This window comes from Trebonia kvetii (genome assembly GCF_007827045.1).
Classification (GTDB): Bacteria; Actinomycetota; Actinomycetes; order Streptosporangiales; family Streptosporangiaceae; genus Trebonia; species Trebonia kvetii.
Window position 1 is genome coordinate 49,790 of sequence record NZ_RPFW01000003.1, and the last position, 25,012, is coordinate 74,801.

Below are 25,012 nucleotides of genomic sequence, written 5' to 3' on the forward strand. Positions count from 1 at the left end.
GGGGGAGCGATGCCAGCGTTGTCGGAGCGTGACATGCGCCTCCTCGCCTTCGAGCGCGGTACCTGGCGCAGCGCCGGGGCGAAGGAACAGGCCATCACCGAGACGCTCGGCATCACCGCGACGCGCTATTACCAGCTGCTCAATGAGCTGATCGACAGCCCTGAAGCGCTCATGTTCGACCCGGTGCTGGTCAAGCGGCTCCGCGCGCAGCGGGCACGCCGGCAGCGCATGCGTTCCGCGTAGCCGGGTACCAGAAAGCGGTGACCCAGACTCCGGCTGCCCAGACTCCGGAACCACTGCCCCCTGCCAGAACGCCAGGCGGCCGGGCCGGGCTCGCCGCGATCGTGGCCGGCCCGTCGCGCGCGCTCGTGGCCACCGACTATGACGGCACGCTCGCGCCGATAGTCGCCGACCCGGCCGCTGCGGTGCCCGCGCCTGGCGCCGCGGCCGCGCTCGCCAGTCTGGCGAGCCGTGTCGGCACTGTGGCGATCATCACCGGCAGGGCCGCGGCGGACGCGGTGGCACTCGGCGGCTTCGCGGACGTGCCCGGCCTCATCGTGCTTGGTCACTACGGCGTACAGCGGTGGCAGGCGGGCGTGCTCAGCGCGCCCGCCATCCCGCCCGGTGTCCAGCTGGCGCGGGAGGCGCTTCCGGGGCTGCTTGCCGAGTCGGGCGCGCCCGAGGGCACATCCATCGAGGACAAGGGCACCGCGCTCGCGGTCCATACCAGGCGGACGGCGGACCCGGCGGCGGCACTCGCGCTGCTGCGCGGTCCCCTCGGCCGCCTCGCCGCCAGCACGGGGCTGGCCATCGAACCGGGCCGGATGGTGCTCGAGCTCCGGCCGCCAGGCACGGACAAGGGCGCCACCCTGCGGGCGCTCGCCGCGGAGCGCGCGGCCGGGTCGGTGCTGTTCTGCGGCGACGACCTCGGTGATCTCGCGGCCTTCGCCGCCATCCGCGAGCTGCGCGCGCAGGGCGTGCCCGGGTGCGCCGTCGCCAGCGGCAGCGCGGAGACGCCCGCGGTGGCCGAGGCCGCCGACCTGGTGGTCGACGGCCCTGCCGGGATTGTCCGGCTGCTCGCCTCGCTCGCCGGGCGCGTGTTAAGTACGCGGTCGTGCTCGCGTTACGCGGCCGGGCGGCCCGGGACGAACACGGTCCAGCCCGCGGCCCGCCAGGCGGCGGCGTCGAGCGTGCAGCGGCCGTCGATGAGCACGGGGTTCGCCACCGTCGCGCGCAGCGCCGCCGGGTCAATGGCCCGGTAGTCGGCCCACTCGGTGAGGTGGAGCACCAGATCGGCGCCGTCGGCTGCCTCGTGGACCGAGTCGGCGTAGCGGAGCTCGGGGCGGACCCGCTTCGCGTTCGCCATGGCCACCGGGTCATGGACAGAAACGATTGCGCCCTCGTCGGAGAGACGGCCGGAGATGTCCAGGCTCGGCGAATCCCTGATGTCATCGCTGTTGGGCTTGAACGCGGCGCCGAGCACCGCGATGCGCTTACCGGACAGGTCGCCGCCGAGGGCCTGGCGCGCGAGGTCGATGACGCGGTGCCTGCGGCCGAGGTTGATGGTGTCCACGGTGGTCAGCAGGTCCACGAGCGAGCCGACGCCGCGCTCGCCCGCGGTGGCGCGGAACGCGCGGATGTCCTTGGGCAGGCAGCCGCCGCCAAAGCCGAGACCCGGTGAGAGGAACTTGCGGCCGATGCGCTCGTCGATGCCGATCGCGTCCGCGAGCTTGATCACATCCGCGCCGGAGGCCTCGCACATCTCCGCCATCACGTTGATGAAGGAGATCTTGGTCGCCAGGAAGGAGTTGGCCGCGACCTTGACGAGCTCGGCGGTCTCCAGGTCCATGGTGATGCCGGGGATGCCGGAGGACAGCGGGGTGTCGAAGACGCGGCGCAGCAGCGTCTCGGCGGATTCGCCGGTTACACCGAACACGATCCGGTCCGGGGTCAGGCTGTCCTGCACCGCGTAGCCCTCGCGCAGGAACTCGGGGTTGAACGCGTAGTCCACCAGCTCGCCGGCCGGCGCCGCGGCCTGCATGCGGTCGATGAGCTGCCGTGACGTCCCGACGGGAACGGTCGACTTGCCGACGACGAGGGTGGCGCGGTTCAGGTGCGGCGCGAGCGCCTCAGCGGCGCCGAACACGTAAGTCAGGTCCGCGTGCCCCGTGCCGTCCTTGGACTGCGGCGTCCCGACGCAGATGAAGTGCACGTCACCGAACTCGCCGATCTCGGCGAACGAGTCGGTGAACCGGAGGCGGCCGGCGTCCAGGTTCTTGCGCAGCAGCGGCTCGAGGCCGGGCTCGAAGAACGGCGTCTCGCCGCGCGCCGCCTTGGCGATCTTCTCGGCATCCACGTCGATGGCGAGCACCTGATGGCCCAGGTCCGCCATGCAGACGGCGTGAGTGAGGCCCAGATAACCCGTGCCGATGACGCTGACGCGCAGGATCTGTCCGTTGCCACCCATGGAGTCCTCAGCTTCTACTTGTGGTCTTGGCCGTCTTGTTGCAATGCTCCAGTTGCCTGTCCGCGCGGGTCACCCTACCCGACCTTGCTGCAGGGGATCGTCACAAACCACCACTCGTGCACAAACGAATACGCCGTGACGCCAGGCATGGCACAGGTCTTTGACGCGGCGGCGGCGACGCTGGTCCAGGCCGGGCTAGTGGTACGCCCGTTGGTTACCCGGAAATTCAGCGTAACCGCGACCAGGAGCAGCGCGGTGAACCCCGCGGCGGGAAGCCAGCGCAGCGCGGCACTGACATGACTCGTTCCCTCCTGCCGTGGCCGCATGAGAGCGACCAGAGCCGTGTAGAGCAGCATAGCGGGCGCGACAACATAACGCGGCTGTATCACAGGGGTGTTGACGATCACTTCGTCACCGAAGATCGCCAGGCTGTAGGCCGCGGCGACTGCCGCCAGGGTCCAGTTCGGGTCGGTGAACCTGGCCGCGGCGAGGCCGATGATGACGAGCACGACGACCCACGCGCCGATCATCAGGGCATGGTGGGCGGCAACGTTGAGTATGTGCAGCGGTGCGTAGTACCCGCGGTAGTCCGCTCCCGCGCCGCCGAGCGATCGCTCGCCGAACAGCGCCCGCGGCATGACCCGGGTCAGGTAGTTCCGCAGCACGAAGAACGGGCCGTTGTATCCGTAGCTGAGGTGGTGGCTCTTGCCCAGCAGGGTCTGGCTGAACTGGAGCAGCACGCCCGTGGCCCATACGATGGCCACGCACCAGGAGTTCCTCGACCGGTCGGCGATCAGCCTCGCGGCCACAAGCGGTGCGAACACCACGCTCAGCACCGCGGTCCAGGACACCGTCAGCATGACCACGGGCGACAGGATCCGTCCGGCCCTGGTGCCCGGAATCCACAGCAGGGTCCAGAAGGCGCCGTAGAGGCCGAAGAACTGCACGGTCACCAGGTCGTTGTTGACCTGCGTGTAGGCCAGCGGTATCGCGCAGGCCGGCGCGGCGATGAGCAGCCGCAGCCAGGGGCTGCGCAGATGCGGTCCGCTGGCGATGTAGGCGACGAGGCCGTACATCGCGTACTGGAGAGCCGCGAAGGCAGCCATCACCCCGGGCGCCCAGCTCAGCGGGAACTCGACGGCGATCTGCGTGAGGACGCGGGCGGGCAGCTGGTAGTAGCTGCTGATCGGCGTTGTCATCGTCTGCCAGAAGGACTGGTTCAGCGCCCCGTTGAGCAGGAACTTCGCGTCCTCGATCCAGATGGTGTTCAGCGAACCAGGGCCGACGGTCCTGCTGAGGCTGATTGCCGCGGCCGCGACGACCCCGGCAACCGCGAGCAGGACCTTCCGCCGGCCGACGGGGCCGCTCGCCGTGCCCAGGAACAGATCGGACCGCAGCCAGTTGACCAGGATCCCGGCAAGCCCGCGTACGCTCAGCCGCGGGGTGGTGGCTATGGTTTCACCCACGCCAGTTCTAGTGCCCGTTTCCCGACTCATAGTCGCTTTGCATACCCTCTCACTGGCCGCTTCCAGCCAGAGGATTAGCGGCACCTCGGTAACAGGGAACTAGCTAACTGTGAGTAAGCCTACTTGTACTCTCGTGAGCTGATCAGAATTACAGACTATTCTGAGGGGTCGCGCGTCTTCGGCTGACGTGCGCGGATTGCGCAGAAGGACGGACTTTGCGGTGACTGAGCAGACGAGCGCTGACTCGCTGAGGCCGACGGCCACGGCGGGCAGCCTCGGTTATCTGTCGCGTCTTGCCGGCCTGCCGGAATGGCTGAGGTCGGCGCTGTTCCTCCAGTCCTCCGCCGGGCGTCCCGGCTGGCGGAAGATCCTGATCGCCGTCGCCTTCGTGATCGCCGGCGCCGCCGTGAGCCTTGCCCGCACCGCGGGTCCCGGCGCGCTGAACACGATCTGGATCGAAGACGCGGGCAACTTCCTGCAGGACGCGCTGCACCAGTCGGTGATGACCGCTCTCACCACCCAGATGAACGGGTATTACGACTTCGTGCCCCGCACGATCACCGCGATCGCGGCGACGTTCCCGCTCACCTGGGCGCCCGGCATCATGGCCGCGGGCGCCGCGCTCGAGTACGCGATGTACGGCCTCGTCGCCTACATCGCAAGCGGGCCGCACCTGCGCAGCCCCTGGCTGCGGCTGCTGATCGCCGCGCCGGCCTGCCTGATACCTTTCGGGTACACCCAGGTCAACAACGACCTGGCCACCGTGCAGTTCGTCGGGCTCTACGGGATCTTCTGGCTGCTGCTGTGGCGGCCGGTGACCCTCGGCGGCCGGCTGGTCGCGCCTGTCATCATGCTCTGCACCACGCTGTCCAGCATCCTGCCCGTGCTGCTCGCACCGCTGGTGGCGGCCAGGCTGATCGCCGGCCGCTCGAAGACGTCGATCGCCGTCGCCGTGTGCTGGGGCGCTGGCCTGCTCACGCAGTGGACGATTCAGTGGCGCGGCATGAGCAACCGGTCGAACACGCTGTTCACCAACCCGGTCTGGATTCTGGGTAACTACTTCACCAGGGTGGTGCCGCGGGCGCTGTTCGGCGAACTGGCCCTGGGCGGTCCTGGCACCAACGGCGAGGGCCACCCGCTGCCGCTGAGCATTTCCAATATGACGATCCATAACGCTCTGGTCGTGGTTGCGTGCGCTATCGTGGTGGCGGTTGTCGTCGTCGCACTCGCCAGGCTCACCGCGCCGAACTGGCCGCTCGCGATAACGGCCATGGCGTTCAGTGTCCTGGTGTTCATCGGTGAGATCGTCGACAACCTGCAGGTCGTGCAGCCGCGATACGTCATCGCGCCCGCACTGCTGCTGTACACGGCGATCGTCGCCATGCTTCGCCCGCGCGGCGTGACAGGCGGGGAGTTCTCCGCTAGTGAGCCAGAAGGCGGGCTCGGCGGTGACGCTCCCGTCAACGCCGCGCGACGCGGGCCCTGGCCCGTGGTCGCCGCGGCATGGACTCCGGTCACCGTGTTCGCCCTGCTCCTGGCCGTCGTCGTTGGATTCAACTTCCGCGTTATCAACAACCGTTCGGAGAGCCCGCCATGGACCGCCGTCATTGCAACCGCCACTCAAACGTGCATGAAACCTGGCATGGGTGACTACGTTTACCGCCATGCCTGGTGGCGGCTGAATATCCCGTGCAGTAGGGTCTGACCGTCGTGAATCCGCTAACCGCCCGCCGTGCCTCAGCCGTGGCCGCGCCCGAGGAGGCCGCCGCCCGCCGCCCGGTGACGGCATACCTGACGTGGATCTTGCCGACCGTCGTGACAGCAGCACTCGGCCTGTACGAAGTCGGCGTGCCGCAGCTGTGGCGTGATGAGCTTGCGACTTGGTCGGCAGCGACTCGTACCCTGCCGCAGCTGTGGGCCATGCTGCACAACATCGACGCGGTCCTCGGCTTCTACTACTTCGGCCTGCACGGGTGGATGGCGGTGTTCGGCGATTCGCCGACGGCGATGCGCATCCCGTCCGTCATCGCCATGACGGCCACCGCCTCGGTGGTCGCGCTGATCGGACGCCGGCTCGGCGGCAATCTCACCGGCCTCGCGAGCGGCCTTGTCTTCGCGCTGATCCCCAGCGTCTCCAGGTACGCGCAGGAGGCCAGGCCCTACGCGTTCGCGATGTTCTTCGCGGCGCTCGCCACGCTGATGTTCCTGCGGGCCATGGAGCGGCCGGCCTGGTCTCGCTGGGCTATCTACGCGGTAGTGGTCGCCGCGGCGGGAGCGGCCAACCTGATCGCCGTCACCGTCGTCGCGGGGCACCTGGCCATCGTTTTGTGGGATTTCTGCCAGCGCACCGTGCGCGTCGGCGGCGACGGGGACGGCGGCAAGGCACTGCCCGGCGGGCGGCTTGATCCCCAGGGGACACCGCTGCTGCTTATGCGGCGGTTCCTGATCGCGGCGGTCGCCGGCGGACTGCTCGTCACCCCGCTTGTCATCGCTGGTCACACGCAGCAGGGCTGGCAGATCGGCCAGCAGGTGGAGCCGCACGTCGCTCAGCTCTTCGGCATCAGCGGCGGGCTGTGGCAGGAGCTGTTCGCCTCCATTCCCGTCGCGGCCCTGGTCATACTGCTCTCGATCGCGGCCCTGGTGGCGGGCGCCGACGCCCGGCAGCGGGTCATCGCCGGCTACGCCATCGCTTTCGCGATCGCCCCGGTGATCGCCGTCTGGTTCATCTCTCGCGGACCCTGGTCCTACTGGACCTTCAGGTACATGCTGTTCAGCCTGACAGGCTGGGCGGTCGCGGCCGGCCTGGGCATCACCTATCTCACCGAGCGCGCCAAGGCTACCCGGCTGGCACGGCTGAGCGGTGTCCTCTCGCCCCGGTACGCCGTGGCGGCCATCGCCGTCGTGCTTGTCGGCCTGGCCGGAGTCCACGACCAGCTGGCGATCCGGCGCAACGTGGCGCACAACCTGTGGGCCTACCCCTCGCAGCCGCCCAACGGCACGGCGGTGGACTACCGGGCCGCGGCGCGCATCGTGGCGGAGCGGGCCAGGCCGGGCGACGCCATCGCCTACCAGCTGAGCGACCAGAACCACTACCAGGTCGACACCAGCCTCAACTACTACCTCAATGGCGTGAAGAACAGGCCGGCGCCGGTCTTCCAGGCCCAGTCCCAGATCCAGGCGGAGTCGCTGCAGCCGGTCCAGTGCGTCGACCCGTCCGCGTGCATCTCCGGCACGCCGCGGATCTGGGTCGTCTACGTCACGCACCTGGCGGGCGATCCGTTCTCCGCGCTTCCCGGTAACGAGGAGGCGCTGCTCCAGGTGCTCGGCTACTACACGGTGACGCAGTGGCAGGAGAACGGGATCACTGTCGCGCTGCTCAACGTCTAGACCCTGGAACGCACGCGCGTTCAGGCGGGCGCGGTCAGGACGACTGCTTGCGCAGCAGGTCGAGGTAGGCGGTGCAGTCCTCGTAACGCGGCAGTTGCCCGGCCTGCCGCGCCTCCTCGAGGGTGGGCGCCGCCGCGTCCTTGGGCGACAGCAGCGGAGCGCCGCCGATCTCGCCGAGCGGCCAGTCGATGCCGATCGCCGGGTCGAGCGGGTGCACGCCGTGCTCGCGGCCCGGGGCATACGGCGTCGAGCAGAGGTAGACCAGGGTCGCGTCGTCGGTCAGCGCCATGAAGGCGTGCCCCAGACCCTCCGAGATGAACACCGAGCGGCGGGACGTCGAATCGAGCCCGACGGCCTCCCACTCGCCGAACGTGGGAGAGCCGACCCGGATGTCGATGATCACGTCGAGCCCCGCCCCGGCCAGGCAGCTCACGTACTTGGCCTGTCCAGGCGGCACGTCGGCATAGTGAATGCCCCTGATCACACCGCGCTGCGACACAGAGCAGTTGACCTGCGCGATGTCCAGCCGGTAACCGAGGTCGGCGGCGAACTCCGCGCCCCGGAATTGCTCGGCGAAACTGCCCCGGTCGTCGCCATGCACCGTGGGGGTGTAGACCCAGGCGCCTTCGATGCCAAGTGGTTGCACGCGACGACCCTACCAGGGCAGAAAACCGGACGGCCCGGCCCCGTTGCAGGGTGCCGGGCCGTCCGTTGGAGCTTGAGATCTTAGGAGACGATGACGACCTTCTCGGCCTGCTGTCCCCGGTCGCTCTGCGTGATCTCGAACTCGACCCGCTGGCCCTCTTCGAGGCTGCGGTAGCCATCCGCCTGAATCGCGGAAAAGTGGACGAAGACGTCCTTGCCACCGTCGACGGCGATAAAGCCGTATCCCTTGTCCGGGTTGAACCACTTGACGGTGCCCTGAGCCATTCCAAACAACTCCCTAACTGCTGCTCGGGCTTCGAGCCCCGCCCTTGCAACCGCGGAACCCGTTGATCGCGACCTTACGCGGCAACGACCAGAAAAGACCTTACCGCTTGCGCGGGGCCGATGACGCCAGATAGCCGTCAATCACATCAACGCGCACAGTAATGATCACCCGTGGAATTGCTCGAACTCCTCGATGGTCGGCTTAATGGCCGCGGGAACGGTGACAGATGACGCGACCGCGTCGAGCGTCTTGAGTCCGTCACCGGAGTTGATGATGACAGTTTCCGCGTCGGGGTCGAGCTGGCCGTCGGCGAGCAGCTTGCGCAGCACGCCGACGGTCACACCGCCCGCGGTCTCGCCGAACACGCCCTGGCTGCGCGCGAGCAGCCGCATCGAGTCCACCACCTCGGCGTCGGAGACGTCCGCCACCGCGCCGCCTGTCCTGCGGACCACGTCGAGCACGTACGGGCCGTCGGCCGGGTTGCCGATCGCCAGCGACTTCGCGATTGTGTCCGGCTTCACCGGGCGCACCACGTCCCAGCCCTTGGCGAACGCGTCGGATACCGGCGCGCAGCCGGACGCCTGCGCGCCGAACACCTTCCACGGCTTGCCGTCGACCAGGCCGAGCTCGGTGAGCTCGGTGAATCCCTTGTCGATCTTGACGAGCTGCGCGCCCGACGCGACCGGCACGACGATCTGGTCGGGCAGCCGCCAGCCGAGCTGCTCGGCGATCTCGAAGCCGAGTGTCTTCGAGCCCTCCGCGTAGTACGGGCGGACGTTCACGTTGACGAACGCCCAGTCCTCGTGCTCGCCGGCCAGCTCGGAGGCCAGCCTGTTCACGTCGTCGTAGTTGCCGTCCACCGTGACGAAGGTGCCACCGTACACGGCGGTGGTGAGGATCTTCTGCTCCTCGAGGTTGGCGGGAACCATGACAACGGACCGGATGCCCGCCCTGGCGGCCGCCGCGGCCACCGCGTTGGCCAGGTTTCCCGTCGACGGGCAGGCGAGGACCTTGAAGCCCATCTCGGTGGCAGCGGCAAGCGCCACCGCGACCACCCGGTCCTTGAACGAATGGGTCGGGTTACCGCTGTCGTCCTTGATCCACAGCCGCCGCATCCCGAGTTCGGCGGCCAGCCCGTCGGCGCGGATGAGCCTCGTGTAGCCGGGCTCGGTGGTCGGCCGGCTCGCGATGTCCTGCGGGACGGGGAGCAGCGCCGCGTAGCGCCAGATGTTCTTCGGGCCCGCCTCGATGTCGGCCCTTGTCAGCCGCGGGAAGTCGTAGCCGACCTCCAGCGGCCCGAAACACTGGTCGCAGGCGTAGAACGGGCCGAGCGGCACGGTGTTGCCGCATTCGCGGCAGGTGAGTCCGGTTGCGTTGCCGAGACGGAGGACCCCGGTCTCATCAGCGGGGCACGCGTCGGTCCGAGCGATCATGGGGCGAGGCCTCTCTCTCCCATCTTTCCCAGCGGTCACCATGACCGCAGGCCGGACTTGGCACCAGTCGCGCGCTTGCCTCGCCTTACTGAGGTTGCGTTACCGCGATGGTTGCCGGGGCTTCACAGGGCCGATCCCTCCACCCCTCTGGATGAGGTATTCAGTTATCGCCCGGGGGGGACGACCCCCGTACCCCCCGATGCGCGCCCGATGGCAAAAAGCCGCCATCGTATCGGCGCGCCTGGGCACTTGGTGCCCGCCGCGCGGGGTACCGGGCATCTCCTGCCGGGTACTAGCTGGTAACACTGTAACCGATCTATCCGCGCCCCCGGCAACGGGGTTATTAAGCCCTCAATTAGGCTAGCGCCATATGACAAACGACCCGAGTCGGCTACTCATTGTCGCCTCGAACCGGGGACCCGTTTCCTACGGTCAGGCCGCGGACGGGTCGCTGACCGCCAGGCGAGGCGGCGGCGGCATGGTGTCGGGGCTGATGTCGGGGCTCGGCGCGGTGGCGGCGGACGGCGGCGGGCTCTGGCTGTGCGCCGCGCTCAGCGAGGCCGACAGGGAGGCCGCGAGGCACCCGGAGCTGGCGGCAGTCGGCCCTGGCGAGGTTCCGGTGCGGATGCTCGACATCCCGGCAGGGGTGTTCGACAAGGCGTACAACGGCATCGCCAACTCAGTCCTCTGGTTCGTGCACCACATGCTCTTCGACACGCCGAATCAGCCGCATTTCGACGCGGCGTTCCGCGCGGACTGGACCGCGTACGTCGCCTACAACGAGGCCTTCGCGGACGCCCTCGCGCAGGAGTGCGGCCAGGGGACCCGGGTACTGATCCAGGACTACCATCTGTCGCTCGCGCCGCGACTGCTCCGCGACCGCCATCCGGCGGCGCGGATCGCGCATTTCGAGCACACCCCGTGGGCGCCGCCCGAGTACTACCAGATGCTGCCCGACGACGTGGCCATCGCGGTTCTCGACGGCATGCTCGGCGCCGATCACGTCGGCTTCCTGGCCGCACGCTGGGCGGATGCCTTCCTTGACTGCTGCGAGCGGGTGCTCGGCGCGCAAGTGACCAGGACCCGCGCGGGCGCCGGCCGGGTCGCCTACCGGGACCGGGTGACCGCGGTGGCGGTGCATCCGCTCGGCGTGGACGCCGCCGAACTGCGCGCGCGGGGCCGCGAGGCCGACGTCCGTGCGCACGCGCGACTGCTCGCTGAGCTGGCCGGCGGCAGGCAGCTGATCGTGCGGGTTGACCGCACGGAGCTGTCCAAGAACATGGTGCGCGGCCTCGCCGCCTACCGTGAGCTGCTGCGCACCAGGCCGGAGTGGCGCGGCCGTGTGACGCATCTCGCTTTCGCCTACCCGTCGCGCTCCGCGCTTCCCGAGTACCAGGCCTATACGGCGCGCGTCCACGAGCTGGCAGCGGAGATCAGCGCCGAGTTCCGGACGCCGGCCTGGGAACCGCTTATCCTAGACCTAAAGGACGATTACCCGCGCTCGCTCGCCGCGTGCGGGATCGCCGATGTGCTCCTTGTGAACCCGATTAGGGACGGCATGAACCTGGTGGCTGAGGAAGGGCCGATCCTGAGCGAGCGCGGCTGCGCGCTCGTGCTCTCCCGGGAGGCCGGTGCTGCCGCGCTTGTTGGTGAGGCGGCACTCCTCGTGAACCCTTATGATGTCAGCGCCACCGCTGACGCCCTGCATGCCGGCCTGGCCATGCAGGCCGCCGAGCGGCAGCGACGCAGTGCGGCGATCGCGAGCGCCGCCACTGCCCGCGCACCGCGGCGCTGGCTGGCCGAACAGGTCGAGGCTCTTGGCTGACCATAAGCCACGATGGCGTTACGCTCCGTGTCTGATCGTTCGGATACGGGTAGAACGGCACTGTGGTGGTAGTGGTCCGGAAGAATCGGACCTGTGCGGAACAAGCACGTATAGCCTCAATATCTTCCTATAATTCAGAACGCCCGCTGGGTGCGCCTTGGTGCCCGGCACGAGACTGGGATCAGCCCAGACGCAGATGGGTTCCTTCATTGACCGTTGACAGCAAGTCTCCCGCCGTCCGGCGAAGCGCCCACGGGACGCATCCGGGCACGGAGCGTGATCACCGGGATACGGCGGGGCTGCTCCTCGCCCGGCTCACGGTCCTGCCCGCGCTGCTCATCCTCCCGTTCCTGCTGACGAGCTTTCCGCTGCTGGTGCTCGGGTTGTTCAAGCCCGCCCTGGTGATCCTGCTGTGGATCGCACTGTCGGCCGTGATGGTGCCGTTCACCTGGCGGCGGATTCCCTCGCTGACGGGCGCGCCGCTATTCGGCACGGTCGATGACGGCAAGGCCGGCCCCACGCCGCGGTGGGTGCTGTGGACGATCATCGGAATCACCGTCGTCTTCGGTGCTTTCCAGGCTGCCTACCACTCCCAGTTCATCATCGTCATGCTCGACCCCGCGTCGTACATGCAGTTCGCCAGCTGGATCTCGCAGCACGGATCGCTGCCGATCCCGCAGGACGCGGCGGCATTCGGCCACGCGACCGGGGTGACCTACGCCAGCGCCGCGTTCTACCAGGTCGGCAGCAATATCGTGCCCCAGTTCATGGCCGGGCTGCCGATGCTGCTCTCCCTCGGCTTCTGGGCGGGCGGCGCCCGTCTCGCGGTGTTCATGGGCCCGCTGTTCGGCGCGCTCGCCGTGCTCACCTTCGCCGGCCTCGTTGCCAGGCTGGTCGGCCCCCGCTGGGCGCCGCTTGGCGCGCTCGCAATCGGTATCACGATCCCTGAGCAGTTCGTCAGCCGCGGCACCTTCAGCGAAACACTGGCGCAGATCCTGTTCCTCGGCGCGCTGTCGCTGTGGATCGACGTGCAGCGCACCGATCGCGGCGCGGAAGACGCCGGGCGGTGGCGGAGCAACTGGCGGACCCACTGGCGATCAGCCTCCCACTGGCTCGCGTTTATCACGGGGCTGCTATTCGGCATCACGCTGCTCGTCCGCATCGACGGCCCGAACGACAGCCTGCTCGTCCTCCCGTACGCCGGCCTGCTGATTCTGCGGCGGCAGCGGCAGGTCATCCCGTTGATCGTCGGAATGGTCATCGGCACGGTCTACGGCACCGTGGACGGGGCGTTCCTGACACTGCCGTACCTGAAGACCAACTCGCAGTCGGTCAAGTACATGGTCGCCGCGGTGGTCGCGGTCGCCCTGGCCACCGGCGCGGCGGTCTGGTGGTACCGGCGGCGCGGCGCGGAGTTCCACTTCACTGCCGGCCCGAGGCTCGTCAAGGCCGCGACGGTGCTGCCGTTCGTGGTGATCGTGGGCTTCATCATCCGGCCCTACGTGGAGCGCAACTGGCACGCGCTCGAGTACGCGCCGCTCAGCCTGCACTGGGTGTACTGGTACACTGGCGGGCCCGTCATCTTGTTCGCGGTGATCGCCGCCTCCATGGTGAGCAGGCGGTGCGTCAAGGGCGAGGCACCCGTCTGGGTGCTGCCGCTGCTAACGTTCGCGTGGACGATCACTGAGTTCCTGCTGAGGCCCGCGATCACGCCGCATCAGCCGTGGGCGAGCCGCCGTCTGGTCCCCGCGGTGCTGCCGGGCCTCATCCTGCTCGCCGTGTGGCTCGCCGCCTGGCTCGCGCGCCGCGCTACGGTCGTGCGCCTGGTGAACGTGCCGAAACGCTGGGAAAAGATGCCGCGCGGGTTCGTCATCGCCTGCTGCGCCCTTGCCATCTTCCTGCCGGCGATGATGGGGAACTTCGGCCTCGGCCTGAAGACGGGCGGACCGTTCGGAGTCATGCCGTACTCCGACGGACTCGCCTTCCAGCGGACGTACGTCGGCGAGATCGCGATGATCAACAGGATCTGCAAGGCCATTCCGGCGAACTCGTCTGTTCTCATCGCCGATTACACGATGAACCAGCAGTTCGCCGAGTCCATCAGGGGACAGTGCGGCATCCCCGTGGCCGGAGTGCAGACCGTGGTGCCCAACGCGAATACGGCCCCGGGAAACAACATCGCGGCCGCCACTGTTCTCGCGGATGTCCGTGCCATCCAGAAGGCCGGCCGTCACCCGGTCGTTCTCGCGCCGACAAGTGCCCAGCTAACCCCCCTTGGTAACGGCACGGTGAGTTACATCTTCAGCGCGAACACGAGCATCGACGGACACATTATCTTCGGTACGCCCCGGAACCCTGTTAACCAGGTTTTCGCGGCCTATAGTTGGGAGCCGGCCAAGTGATTGCCGAATTCGAGGAAACCGCGCGCGAAGCAGAAGCAGAAGCAGAAGCAGAAGCCGCGCCCTACGTGACGATCGTCCTGCCTTGCTACAACGAGGAAGGGCACGTGATCGCCGAGATTGAGCGGATCTCGGCGGCGATGGACGCCAGCGGCTACTCCTATGAGCTGATGTGCGTGAACGACGCCTCCACCGACGACACGCTGGCCAAGCTGTATGAGGCCGCGCCGCGTTTCCCGAAGATGGAAATCGTCAACTTCCACCGCAACAGCGGGTCAGGCACCGTCCGCCGGATCGGCACCCAGCGCGCCCGTGGCGAGATCGTCGTGTGGACCGACGCCGACATGACGTACCCGAACGAGCGGATCCCCGAGCTGGTCCAGATCCTGGAGAAGGACCCGACGGTCGATCATGTCGTCGGCGCGCGGACCAGCGAGCAGGGCACCTACAAGCTGCTCCGGGTGCCGGCTAAGTGGTTCATCCGCAAGTTCGCCGAGCAGCTGACCGGGGCGAAGATCCCTGACCTGAACTCGGGCCTGCGGGCGTTCCGGCGCGAGGTTTCGCTGCCCTACCTTCGGTTGCTGCCCGCGGGGTTCTCCTGTGTCACCACGATCACCGTGTCGTTCCTCTCGAACAACCACGACATCTACTTCCTGCCGATCGACTACTCCAAGCGGGCAGGCAAGTCGAAGTTCAAGTTCGGCAAGGACTCCTACCGGTACATCCTCCAGGTGCTCCGGATGACGATGTACTTCAACCCGCTCAAGGTGCTCATGCCGCTGGCGCTGACCCTCTTGGGCATTGGCATCGTGAAGGCCATCTACGACGTGTCCGCAAACCATTTCAAGATCGCCACGGACACAGTGCTGGTCTTCGTCACCGGTCTTCTTATCGCGTCCCTGGCGCTGCTCGCCGACCTGATAGTCAGATCCAGGGACAGCTAGGCTCCGGCGTGCGGCGGAAGCAGCCGGTCCGTCAGCGGCCCGACGACCTGCTCCGGTGTGAACCGCTCGGCGGCGAGCTGATGTGCCGCGTGGCGCAGCTTCAGCAGCGCCTCGCGGTCCTCGGCCAGCCGGAGCAGCGCGTCGGCCAGCGCCGCCGGGTCGCCCGGCGGGACGAGCACGGCGGCTTCTCCGAGGACCCGGCGCTGCGGCGCGGTGTCGGACGTGACGACCGCGCATCCGGCGGCAGCGCCCTGGAACACCTTGTTGGGCACCACCCGCAGCGCCTTATCTCCGGTGCCGAAGATGCCGAGGCAGACGTCGTGCGCGGCGACGAGCGCGGGCAGCTCGGCGGCGGGCACCCAGTCGAGCCAGCGCACGGACTGGCTGGCAGCGGCAAGCCGCTTGGTCTCCGCCTCGTCCTGGCCGCGGCCGATCATGGTCACCTCGACCGGCGCGCCCGCGATGCGGCCGAGGGCCTCGCCGATGACCGGAGTGCCCTGCAGCGGCGTGTACAGCCCGTAGAAGACGACCTTGACCGGTGCCGCGGGGTCGGCGGCGGGCCCGACGGCGGTCTCGTCCCGTGCGGCCGTGAACCACGGCGCGGGCGCGCCGACGTGCACAACAACCGCCTTCGCCCGGTATTTGTCCGGGACGGTCTCCAGGTGCTCCTCGGTGTCCACCACCACGATGTCGGCGGCCCGCAGGGCGGCCGAGTCGATCAGCGTCAGCAGCCTCGTCTTGAGCCCGCCGCCGGCGATCCTGCGGTCCTTGGCGGTACCCGCCGCGCTGATCAGGTGGTCGAGCACGATCGGCACCTTGCCGCGGCGGTACAGCAGCCGCGCCAGATGCACGTCGAAGTGGCCGAGGTAACCGACCACGACCGCATCGGGCCGCCCCAGCTTGCGGGCCTTCACCGCCAGTCCGAGCCAGCGGTTGCCGAGCCGCACGGCGAGGCCGGCCGCCTTCCACGGCTTGGCAAGCATGTCAACACGGTCCGCGGTGGACAGTCCGAGCGGTATGTTGCATTCGGCCACGTCGAATCCCCGAGCGGCCAGACCCTCGGCAATGGTCGCGATGCGCGGGTGCATCGCGGTGTCGTAAGTGCCAAAGATTACGGTGCGCATGATGTCCGTACCCTACCGGCAAGGATGATGGCTTGAAGGCGCAAGACCTCCTTAAGCGCGCACTGGGCAGCCGGCTGCTCAAGTGGGGCGTCGTCGTCGCCGCGGTCGTCGTCGGGGCCTATGAGATCCACAAGGAATGGGGCCAGGTCCACCACGCGCTCGGCACGATCGGCCTCGTCACCTGCCTGTGGGCGCTCCTTGCGCTGCTCGGGATGCAGTTCGCGACCCTGCGCGTGTGGCAGACCCTGCTCGCCGGGCTCGGCTCGCCGCTGCCCCTGCCGGCGGCCGGCCGGATCCTGTTCATCGGGCAGCTCGGCAAGTACATCCCCGGGTCGGTGTGGCCGATCCTCGCACAGATGGAACTCGGCGCGCGGGCCAAGGTGCCGCGTGCCAGGTCGGCGAGCGCCTCGGTGCTCGCGATGCTGCTTTCGCTGGTGACCGGCCTGATCGTCGCCATGGTGACGCTGCCGTTCGCGCAGAGCGACATGCAGTACCTGTGGGTGTTCCTGATCCTGCCCGTGGTCCTCGTCTGCCTGCACCCCCGGGTGCTCAACCCGCTGCTCGGCAAGCTGTTCAAGCTGGCTAAGCGCCCAGGACTCGACCAGCCGCTGACCGGGCGGGTGCTCGCCCGCGCTCTCGCCTGGGCGTTTGTCGCATGGCTGTTCAACGGCCTGCAGATCTTCCTGATGGCGGAGAAGTTCGGCGCGCCGGTTGGCAAGACGTTCCTGGTCGCCCTGGGCGGGTACGCGTTCGCCTGGTGCGTCGGCTTCGTGATCGTGATCGCCCCGGCCGGTGCGGGCGTCCGTGAGGTGCTGCTCATCGTCTTCCTGACGCCGGTCATCGGCAAGGGCCCCGCCATCGCCGTGGCGGCGTGCTCCCGGGCGGTCAACACCATCAGCGACCTGCTGGTCGCAGGCGCGGCCGCCGCGACCCGCCGTCGCGGGCTCACCAACACCGCGGGCACGGACGAGGGAAAAGGCCAGCCGCCGATCCCGACTGAGTCCGTCACGCCGGTAACGTCCGCCCCGGACGCCGCCAGCTAGCGGAACCGCGCTTAGCCGGGGGAACCCGGATTGGCTGCCTAGGAGGCTTCGGCGAGGATCGCGGTGAAGGCGCGGTGCAGCGCGTCCTGCCAGTCGCCGATCGGCTCGATGCCCGCCTTGTGCCAGGCGTCGTGGCCAAGGACGGAGTACGCGGGCCGCTGGGCCGGCGTCGGGTAATCGGCCGTGGCGATGGGGCGGGGTGTAAGCCGCTGCCGTTCGGGATCATGGGTTTGATCTTCGTTGTAGAGACGGAAGATCTCCTCGGCGAAGCCGAACCAGGTCGTCTGGCCGGAACTCGTGGCGTGGTACACGCCGGCCGGGGCGGACGCGTCGATAAGCGCGCAGATCTGCGTCGCGACGTCCGCGGTCCACGTGGGCTGGCCGTGCTGGTCGGCGACGACGCCAGGCGCGGTGCCGTTCCTCGCCAGCCGGAGCATCGTCTTGACGAAGTTCTTGCCGTGCGCGCCGTACAGCCAGGCGGTGCGGACGAGGTAGCTGCCGTCGGGGAGGGCGGCGCGGACCGCGAGCTCGCCGGCCAGCTTGGTGCGGCCGTAGGCGCCCGCGGGCGCGGTCGGCGCGTCCTCGGCGTACGGCGCGGACGCGTGGCCGTCGAAGACGTAGTCGGTGGACGGGTGGACGAGCAGCACGCCCGCCTCAGCGCAGGCGCCGGCGAGGTTGGCGGCGCCATTGCCGTTGATGGCAAGCGCCTCGTCCTCGTACTCTTCCGCGGCGTCCACCGCGGTCCACGCGGCGCAGTTCACGACGACGTCCGGCTTGGCGGACGCGATCGCGGCGGTGACGGCCGGGCCGTCGGTGAGGTCGAGATCCGCCCGGGTGAGGGCGGTGCACTCCTCGCCTCTGGCGGCAAGCAGCGCCGTCATGTCGCGGCCGAGCATTCCCGCCGCGCCGGTGACGAACCAGCGGGTCACGACTACTCCGCAGCCGGCTCGGCTGACGCGGGCGTTGTCCGGGCGGGAGGAGCCGGGCGGTGCAGCGGCTCCCACCACTCGCGGCTGGCGGCGTACCACTCGATCGTGGCCTTGAGGCCGTCGGAGAACGCCGTCTGCGGCGCGTAGCCCATCGAGCGGAGCAGCGAGTCGTCCAGGCAGTACCGGCGGTCGTGGGCCTTGCGGTCCGCCACGCGCACCACGTCGTCCCAGGACGCACCGCACTTGTCGAGGATGGCCTCGGTCAGCTCGCGGTTGTTCAGCTCGACGTCGCCGTTGATGTTGTAGACCTGGCCGGCCTCGCCCCTTTCCAGCACGAGCTGGATGCCGCGGCAATGGTCGTCCACGTGGATCCAGCCGCGGACGTTGAGGCCGTCGCCGTACAGCGGCACCGGCTTGCCGTCGAGCAGGTTGGTGGTGAACAGCGGGATGACCTTTTCCGGGTACTGGTACGGACCGTAGTTGTTGCAGCACCGGGTCACCGAGACGTTGACCCCGTGGGTGCGGGCGAAGGCGATGGCGATCAGGTCGCCGCCCGCCTTGGCCGCGGAGTAGGGGGAGTTCGGGTCGAGCGGAGACTTCTCGGTCCAGGCGCCCTCGGCGATCGTCCCGTAGACCTCGTCGGTGGAGACGTGCACGATGCGGGGGATGCCCACGCTGCGGCACGCGTCGAGCAGTACCTGAACGCCGAGCACGTTGGAGTTCATGAACTCGCTCGCCCCCGCAATCGACCGGTCCACGTGCGACTCGGCGGCGAAGTTGATCACCGCGTCGTGGCCGGGCAGCACCTCGGCGAGCTTCGCCGGGTCGCAGATGTCGCCTTGCACGAACGTGTAGCGCGGGCTGTCCTGCACCGGGGCCAGGTTCGCGAGGTTGCCGGCGTAGGTGAGCTTGTCGTAGACCGTCACCGCGGCGTCCTCGTACCCGGGGTAGCCGCCGGAGAGCAGCGTGCGGACGTAGTGCGAGCCGATGAAGCCCGCGCCGCCTGTCACCAGAATCCTCATGAGCTGATCTGCACCTTACTGTGGTCGCCGAGCACGAGCCGGTGCGCCCGCGGTACCCGGGGCGCGGGGGTCACTTCCGCGTCGTGGCCGATGATCGAGGCCTCGATCCTGCGGGTGCCGCGGATGGAGACGCGGGACATGAGGATCGAGTACTCGATCTCGCTGTCGTCGACGCAGCAGTCCTCGTCGATGGCGGTGAACGGGCCGATGTAGGAGCCGGTGATCGAGCTGCCGGCGCCGATGATCGCCGGGCCGACGATGCGCGAGCCCGCTACCGTCGCGCCTTCCTCAACGACGACCCGGCCGATGATCTCGGAGTCGTCGCTTACCGTGCCATCCAGCCGTTGTTCCATGCCCTCGAGCACCAGCCGGTTGACCTCGAGCATGTCGGCGACGTTGCCCGTGTCCTTCCAGTACCCGGTGATCGTCGTCGAGTTGACCGTGCGGTCGTTGTCGAGCAGCCACTGGATCGCCTCGGTGATCTCGAGCTCGCCCCGCCAGGACGGCTTGAGGCTGGCGACCGCCTCGTGGATGGCCGGCGTAAACAGGTAGACGCCGACCAGCGCCAGGTCGCTCTTGGGCTCCTTCGGCTTCTCCTCGAGGCTCCTGACCGCGCCGGAGTCCGGGTCGAGCTCGGCGACGCCGAACGACCGCGGGTCGCTCACCCGGGTCAGCATGATCTGGGCGTCCGGCCGGGAGCCGGTGAACTCGTCCACGATGGCGTCGATGCCGCCCACGATGAAGTTGTCACCCAGGTACATCACAAAGTCGTCGTCGCCGAGGAACTCCCTGGCGATCAGGACCGTGTGCGCGAGACCGAGCGGCGCGAGCTGCCTGATGTAGGTGGCCTTGATGCCGAACTTCGAACCGTCCCCGACTGCCGCCTCGATCGCGGGGGCCGTGTCGCCGACGATGATGCCGACATCGGTGATGCCGGCCGCGGCGATCGCCTCGAGCCCGTAGAACAGCACGGGCTTGTTCGCCACCGGGACCAGCTGCTTCGCTGAAGTGTGGGTGATCGGGCGCAGGCGCGTGCCGGAGCCACCGGATAGGACGAGAGCTTTCATGGCGGAAAAGTAGCAAACCCTCTCGAAGGGGAACGGGTGGTTCACCGACCTGTTCTGTGCCTGTTCACTGTACGCGTTCGGCAGAGGCGGCCCATGCCGTATAGAAGAACGCCCAGTACGCGGCCCCCGGCGTTTGCACTCTCCCTATGAGAGTGCTAAACATGGGACTTGGCACTCTCCCAGTGAGAGTGACAACCATGACGGCGGGATCGGGCGATGAGGCACCGCTGGTCGGCAGGGAAGGACTGCCGGGCGGCCGTGCCGTCCGTCGCGGGCTTCGGCCGGTCCTAACCCGTAGCCACGGAGGACTGGAACCAATGGCAGCGAAGATGATCGCGTTTGACGAGGACGCCAGGCGCGGCCTCGAGCGCGGCATGAACCAGCTTGCCGACGCCGTGAAGGTAACCCTCGGCCCCAAGGGCCGGAACGTGGTACTCGAGAAGAAGTGGGGAGCCCCCACGATCACCAACGATGGCGTGTCCATCGCCAAGGAGATCGAGCTCGAGGACCCGTGGGAGAAGATCGGTGCCGAGCTGGTCAAGGAAGTAGCGAAGAAGACCGACGACGTTGCCGGCGACGGCACGACGACGGCGACCGTGCTCGCCCAGGCGCTGGTGCGCGAGGGCCTGCGGAACGTCGCCGCCGGCGCCAACCCGATGTCGCTCAAGCGCGGCATCGAGTCGGCCGTCGAGCGGGTGAGCGAGGAACTGTCCAAGCTCGCCAAGGACGTGGAGACCAAGGAGCAGATCGCCTCCACCGCGTCCATCTCTGCCGGGGACACGGCGATCGGCGAGATGATCGCCGAGGCCATGGACAAGGTGGGCAAGGAAGGCGTCATCACCGTCGAGGAGAGCAACACCTTCGGCCTCGAGCTTGAGCTCACCGAGGGCATGCGCTTCGACAAGGGCTACATCGCGCCGTACTTCGTCACCGACCCGGAGCGTCTTGAGGCCGTTCTCGAGGACCCGTACATCCTCGTGGTGAACTCCAAGGTCTCCGCCAACAAGGACATGCTCCCGCTGCTCGACAAGGTCGTGCAGTCCGGCAAGCCGCTGCTGATCATCGCCGAGGACGTCGAGGGCGAGGCCCTTGCCACCCTGGTGGTCAACAAGATGCGCGGCCTCTTCAGGTCCGTCGCGGTGAAGGCGCCGGGCTTCGGTGACCGCCGCAAGGCCATGCTGGGCGACATCGCCATCCTCACCGGTGGCCAGGTCATCAGCGAAGAGGTCGGCCTCAAGCTGGACAGCGTGGACGTCAACGTGCTCGGCCGGGCGCGCAAGGTCGTGGTGACCAAGGACGAGACCACGATCGTCGACGGTGCCGGCGACGCGGACCAGATCGCGGGCCGGGTCAACCAGATCCGCACCGAGATCGACAACACCGACTCCGACTACGACCGCGAGAAGCTGCAGGAGCGGCTGGCCAAGCTGGCCGGCGGCGTGGCCGTCATCAAGGCGGGCGCGGCGACCGAGGTCGAGCTCAAGGAGCGCAAGCACCGCATCGAGGACGCGGTGCGCAACGCCAAGGCAGCGGTCGAAGAGGGTGTCGTGCCCGGCGGCGGTGTCGCGCTGATCCAGGCCGCTCGCACCGCCTTCGACAAGCTCGACCTGTCGGGCGACGAGGCGACCGGGGCGCAGATCGTGCGCCGCGCCGTCGACGAGCCGCTGAAGCAGATCGCGATCAACGCCGGCCTTGAGGGCGGCGTCGTGGTCGAGAAGGTGAAGTCCCTGCCCGCGGGCCAGGGCCTGAACGCGGCCACCGGCGAGTACGTCGACATGCTGAAGGCCGGCATCATCGACCCCGCCAAGGTCACCCGCTCGGCGCTGCAGAACGCGGCGTCCATCGCGGCGCTCTTCCTCACCACCGAGGCGGTCATCGCGGAGAAGCCGGAGAAGACTCCGGCCGCTCCCGCTGGCCCCGGCGGCGGGGACATGGACTTCTAAGTCCATCGCCGCTTAGCAAGACGCCTAACGGCCCGGACCGGCAACGGCCCGGGCCGTTTCGCGTCCACGGGCTCTGTTAGCGTGCCGGCATGGGAATCAAGCTCTCCGAGTCCGCGATCCGGCTCATCGACGGCCGTAACTACGCGGTACTCGCCACCGTCAACGCCGACGGCAGCCCGCAGACCTCGGTCATGTGGATCGGCAGGGACGGCGACGATATCTTGTTCTCCACGGTGGAGGGCCGGCTGAAGCACCGGAACATGGTGCGCGACCCCCGGGTGAGCGTCACCGTGATCGAGTCCGCCGACCCGGAGAACTACGTGGAGCTGCGCGGCCGCGCGTCGATGACGCCGGACGTCGGCCGCGCCTTCGACACCGGCCTGTCCTGGAAGTACGACGGCAAGGACCCGGGCGAGGACAAGCCCGGAGCGGTCCGCGTCATCGTCCGCGTCGAGGTGCTCAAGGCCGCCGGCTACGCCGCCTAGTGCTGCCAGGTCTCAGTATTCGCACGATGTGACAAATGCCGTCATTACTCCCCGGGATGCGCCCCTAGCATGTCCGGTCATGAAGATCATTCTGGGCCGCAGCCTGGCCGCTGCGGCCGGTGCCGCGCTGTACCTGCTGGCATCGGTCCTCCCGGCGAGCGCCGCCCAGAGCACAGCCAGCAGTCCGACCGTCAAGTCCTTCGGCGTGAACACGAAGTCACTGCCATCGACGGGCGGGAAGGTCCAGCTAAGCGCCGTCGTCAAGGGCGCCAGTACCTGCGCTTTCACCTCGTCGCCTGCTCTCAAGGGCCTCCCGGCCAAGATCGCGTGCAGCGGCGGATCTGCCAAGCGCACGGTTGCCGTGCCCGCCAACAAGACCGCGGGACAGCAGGCCTACAAGTTCGTGCTGACCGTCAGCGGCGGCGGCCGCAAGGTCGCGACCAAGCCGCTGACTGTCGTCGTTCGCGAGGCACCGCCGGCGGTTACCAAGCTCGCGGTGAGCCCAGCGGACCTGCCGTCAGGCGGAGGCGCAGTGGTGCTGTCCGCCGGGGTTAGCCGCTCGGCGAAATGCACGATCTCGGCGAGTCCCGCTGTCCCTGGCCTGCCGGTGACCAAGGCCTGCGCGGCGGGCGCCGTGGCCGTCGGGCTCAAAGTTCCTGTCACGCTGCCCGCGCTTGGTGGAACGGCATCGCAGAACTACCGCCTCACTCTCACGGTGTCCGGGCCCGGCGGCACGAGCAGTGCCTCGACAGCCGGCAACGTCTGGTCCGCCATGAAGTTCTCCGCCCCGCTAAGCGTCGACGCCCCCGCCGGCTGGGTAGGCACCGTATCGTGCGTCTCCGCGACCTTCTGCATGGGGTTTGACCTGGCCACCGGCTCCGCGGAACGCTGGAACGGCACCGGCTGGTCTGCCCCCGTGCGACTCGAGACGGGTCCGTACCTCAACAACGGCTACAACATTCACGCCTCCTGCGTGAGCACGACCTTCTGCCTGGCCGTGGACACGAGCGGGAACAGCTTCACCTACAACGGCACGTCCTGGTCGCGGGCCGCCGGCATCGGCCTGAACGCCGTCGCGGTGTCCTGCGCGAGCCAGGCGTTCTGCGTGGCCGTCGACGCGACGCGGGCGGCGACCTTCAACGGCTCCGGTTGGTCGGCGCCGGCCACCGTCGCCGCGACCGACGTGCTCAAGGCGGTTTCCTGTACGAGTGACTCCTTTTGCATGGCCGTGAGCGCGGCGGGTATGGCCTACGCCTACGGCGCGTCGGGCTGGGACGCGGGCACCCAGTATGACGTGCCTTTCTACGCAGTCCAGGTGTCCTGCGCGAGCGCCGAGCTGTGCGCGGCCGTCGACCGGAGCGGACACGCGCTGCTCTACAACGGCAGCTGGTCTGCTCCCGCGACGCTCAGCGCTAACCCGATGAACGATGTGTCCTGTGCTCGCGGCACCTCCTTCTGCATGGCGCTGAGCGGTGGCAGCTACTACACGACCGACGGCGCCACCTGGTCCGGAGCGCGAGCGCTCGATCAGCCCAAGACTTCTGTGCTGTCCTGTGCGAGCGCGACGTCCTGCATGGTGACGGACGGAACGACCATCTTCGTGCTGAGCGGCACGTCATGGACGCATTCGGCCGCTCCAGGCGGCGGGTCGAAGCACGGCTTCACCTACGCGGTCTCCTGCCCGACTCGGTCGTTCTGCATGGCGGTGGACTGGTCCGGGGCATACCTCACCTACAACGGGGACAAGTGGAGCACCCCGCAGGCCATCAGCCCGCTGGCGAGCGAGGTTGACTCGGTGTCCTGCACCAGCGCGACCTTCTGCATGGCGGTGGACGCTTCGAACTCGAAGGGCCTTGGCGGGCACATCTTCATCTTCAACGGGACTGCCTGGAAGTTTCTGGTTCAGGATGGCCTGCCGCTGAGTTCGATCTCCTGCACCGACCCGAACTTCTGCGAGATGCTCACCTACGGGACAACGTCGCAAAGCGTCTACACCGCCACCTGGAACGGCGTCAGTGTCGGTAACGGAGCCCTCGACGCTTGGCTGGGCTTCGGGCCGGCCCCGGGCGAGGGTCAGGTGTCCTGCGCCACCAGGACCTTCTGCGTCGCGGTTGACGACCTGGGGAACGCGTTCACGTTCAACGGCAGCACCTGGTCCAGTGCCACCGCACTCGACCCGGGCTGGGCGGTCACCATGACCGGCGTCTCCTGCCCGTCCACGAGGTTCTGCGTGGCGATCGACGCGCAAGGCCATCAGTACACGTTCAACGGGAGCACATGGACCGCACCCGCCACCATCGACAGCGTGGGCGTACCGCAAACGGTCTCGTGCACCGTCGCCCGGTTCTGCCTGATGGGGGACCTCAGCGGGAATGTGGCCAGCTTCAACGGAGCGACCTGGTCCGGCACGTCCAACGTCGATCCGGTGACGACCCCCGGTACCGGCATCACCGGCGTCTCATGCGCGGACGCCGCCAACTGCGTGGCGGTTGACTGGGAAGGCAACGCGCTGACCGGCACGGGCTGAGCATCTGTCCGCCGGCGTCC

General features: G+C 68.4%; 19 protein-coding genes, 1 pseudogene and 1 riboswitch. Of the genes and pseudogenes, 11 read left to right on the forward strand and 9 right to left on the reverse strand.

Annotated features, from left to right (window positions below; all coding sequences use genetic code 11):
- Positions 1 to 9: 9 nt before the first annotated feature.
- Together EAS64_RS15035 and otsB are read left to right on the forward strand one after the other, a co-directional pair.
- Entirely contained in the window at positions 10 to 243 is a 234-nt protein-coding gene (locus tag EAS64_RS15035) for a DUF3263 domain-containing protein (protein ID WP_145853647.1), read from the forward strand.
- Between the two features lie 125 nt (positions 244 to 368).
- Positions 369 to 1,076 (forward strand): annotated as a pseudogene (gene otsB, locus EAS64_RS45880) (trehalose-phosphatase); the annotation flags it as partial.
- A 47-nt stretch (positions 1,077 to 1,123) separates the two neighbouring features.
- Here the strand turns inward: otsB and EAS64_RS15045 are convergent.
- Both EAS64_RS15045 and EAS64_RS15050 read right to left on the reverse strand, forming a co-directional pair.
- Positions 1,124 to 2,467, reverse strand: a complete 1,344-nt coding sequence (locus EAS64_RS15045) for a UDP-glucose dehydrogenase family protein (RefSeq protein WP_145853648.1) — start codon at positions 2,465 to 2,467, stop codon at positions 1,124 to 1,126.
- 74 nt (positions 2,468 to 2,541) lie between these two features.
- Positions 2,542 to 3,933, reverse strand: a complete 1,392-nt coding sequence (locus tag EAS64_RS15050) for a hypothetical protein (RefSeq protein ID WP_145853649.1) — start codon at positions 3,931 to 3,933, stop codon at positions 2,542 to 2,544.
- 220 nt (positions 3,934 to 4,153) lie between these two features.
- Here EAS64_RS15050 and EAS64_RS15055 point away from each other — a divergent pair, with 220 nt between their 5' ends.
- Together EAS64_RS15055 and EAS64_RS15060 are read left to right on the forward strand one after the other, a co-directional pair.
- On the forward strand, positions 4,154 to 5,638 hold the full coding sequence (locus EAS64_RS15055) for a hypothetical protein (protein ID WP_145853650.1): 1,485 nt from the start codon (positions 4,154 to 4,156) through the stop codon (positions 5,636 to 5,638).
- 5 nt (positions 5,639 to 5,643) lie between these two features.
- Positions 5,644 to 7,320: a glycosyltransferase family 39 protein gene (locus EAS64_RS15060; protein ID WP_145853651.1), complete on the forward strand. Its 1,677-nt coding sequence runs from the start codon at positions 5,644 to 5,646 to the stop codon at positions 7,318 to 7,320.
- A 34-nt stretch (positions 7,321 to 7,354) separates the two neighbouring features.
- On the opposite strand, the gene EAS64_RS15065 is transcribed toward EAS64_RS15060, so the two are convergent.
- The 3 genes from EAS64_RS15065 to thrC all read right to left on the reverse strand — a co-directional run bounded on the left by EAS64_RS15065 (position 7,355) and on the right by thrC (position 9,684).
- On the reverse strand, positions 7,355 to 7,966 hold the full coding sequence (locus tag EAS64_RS15065) for a dTDP-4-dehydrorhamnose 3,5-epimerase family protein (protein ID WP_145853652.1): 612 nt from the start codon (positions 7,964 to 7,966) through the stop codon (positions 7,355 to 7,357).
- 80 nt (positions 7,967 to 8,046) lie between these two features.
- Positions 8,047 to 8,250 (reverse strand): cold-shock protein, encoded by a 204-nt coding sequence (locus EAS64_RS15070; RefSeq protein WP_145853653.1) that lies wholly within the window; start codon positions 8,248 to 8,250, stop codon positions 8,047 to 8,049.
- Between the two features lie 165 nt (positions 8,251 to 8,415).
- Positions 8,416 to 9,684, reverse strand: a complete 1,269-nt coding sequence (gene thrC, locus EAS64_RS15075) for a threonine synthase (RefSeq protein ID WP_145853654.1) — start codon at positions 9,682 to 9,684, stop codon at positions 8,416 to 8,418.
- 16 nt (positions 9,685 to 9,700) lie between these two features.
- Positions 9,701 to 9,842, reverse strand: a riboswitch (SAM riboswitch).
- Positions 9,843 to 10,054: 212 nt separating this feature from the next.
- Here thrC and EAS64_RS15080 point away from each other — a divergent pair.
- The 3 genes from EAS64_RS15080 to EAS64_RS15090 all read left to right on the forward strand — a co-directional run bounded on the left by EAS64_RS15080 (position 10,055) and on the right by EAS64_RS15090 (position 14,852).
- On the forward strand, positions 10,055 to 11,509 hold the full coding sequence (locus tag EAS64_RS15080) for an alpha,alpha-trehalose-phosphate synthase (UDP-forming) (protein WP_145853655.1): 1,455 nt from the start codon (positions 10,055 to 10,057) through the stop codon (positions 11,507 to 11,509).
- A 209-nt stretch (positions 11,510 to 11,718) separates the two neighbouring features.
- The gene (locus EAS64_RS15085) at positions 11,719 to 13,911 is read left to right on the forward strand and encodes a hypothetical protein (protein WP_145853656.1); all 2,193 of its coding nucleotides are present in this window, start codon (positions 11,719 to 11,721) and stop codon (positions 13,909 to 13,911) included.
- On the forward strand, positions 13,911 to 14,852 hold the full coding sequence (locus EAS64_RS15090; RefSeq protein ID WP_145854759.1) for a glycosyltransferase family 2 protein: 942 nt from the start codon (positions 13,911 to 13,913) through the stop codon (positions 14,850 to 14,852). The genes EAS64_RS15085 and EAS64_RS15090 overlap by 1 nt, the downstream gene beginning before the upstream one ends.
- Here the strand turns inward: EAS64_RS15090 and EAS64_RS15095 are convergent.
- A complete protein-coding gene (locus EAS64_RS15095; RefSeq protein ID WP_145853657.1) occupies positions 14,849 to 15,976 on the reverse strand; it encodes a glycosyltransferase in 1,128 nt (375 codons plus the stop codon). The genes EAS64_RS15090 and EAS64_RS15095 overlap by 4 nt on opposite strands.
- Before the next feature lie 32 nt (positions 15,977 to 16,008).
- Between EAS64_RS15095 and EAS64_RS15100 the strand changes: the two genes are divergently transcribed.
- A complete protein-coding gene (locus EAS64_RS15100; RefSeq protein ID WP_145853658.1) occupies positions 16,009 to 17,019 on the forward strand; it encodes a lysylphosphatidylglycerol synthase domain-containing protein in 1,011 nt (336 codons plus the stop codon).
- 38 nt (positions 17,020 to 17,057) lie between these two features.
- Here the strand turns inward: EAS64_RS15100 and rfbD are convergent, their stop codons facing one another.
- Genes rfbD through EAS64_RS15115 form a run of 3 tightly spaced genes read right to left on the reverse strand, consistent with a single transcriptional unit; the run spans position 17,058 to position 20,037 of the window.
- Entirely contained in the window at positions 17,058 to 17,948 is an 891-nt protein-coding gene (gene rfbD / locus EAS64_RS15105) for a dTDP-4-dehydrorhamnose reductase (RefSeq protein ID WP_145853659.1), read from the reverse strand.
- Positions 17,949 to 17,950: 2 nt separating this feature from the next.
- Entirely contained in the window at positions 17,951 to 18,970 is a 1,020-nt protein-coding gene (gene rfbB / locus EAS64_RS15110) for a dTDP-glucose 4,6-dehydratase (protein ID WP_145853660.1), read from the reverse strand.
- Positions 18,967 to 20,037, reverse strand: a complete 1,071-nt coding sequence (locus EAS64_RS15115; protein ID WP_145853661.1) for a glucose-1-phosphate thymidylyltransferase — start codon at positions 20,035 to 20,037, stop codon at positions 18,967 to 18,969. The genes rfbB and EAS64_RS15115 overlap by 4 nt, the downstream gene beginning before the upstream one ends.
- Positions 20,038 to 20,354: 317 nt before the next feature.
- Between EAS64_RS15115 and groL the strand changes: the two genes are divergently transcribed.
- The 3 genes from groL to EAS64_RS15130 all read left to right on the forward strand — a co-directional run bounded on the left by groL (position 20,355) and on the right by EAS64_RS15130 (position 24,992).
- On the forward strand, positions 20,355 to 21,980 hold the full coding sequence (groL, locus tag EAS64_RS15120) for a chaperonin GroEL (RefSeq protein WP_145853662.1): 1,626 nt from the start codon (positions 20,355 to 20,357) through the stop codon (positions 21,978 to 21,980).
- Between the two features lie 89 nt (positions 21,981 to 22,069).
- Positions 22,070 to 22,465: a PPOX class F420-dependent oxidoreductase gene (locus tag EAS64_RS15125; protein ID WP_145853663.1), complete on the forward strand. Its 396-nt coding sequence runs from the start codon at positions 22,070 to 22,072 to the stop codon at positions 22,463 to 22,465.
- Between the two features lie 79 nt (positions 22,466 to 22,544).
- Positions 22,545 to 24,992: a hypothetical protein gene (locus tag EAS64_RS15130; RefSeq protein ID WP_145853664.1), complete on the forward strand. Its 2,448-nt coding sequence runs from the start codon at positions 22,545 to 22,547 to the stop codon at positions 24,990 to 24,992.
- The last annotated feature ends 20 nt before the right edge of the window (positions 24,993 to 25,012 follow it).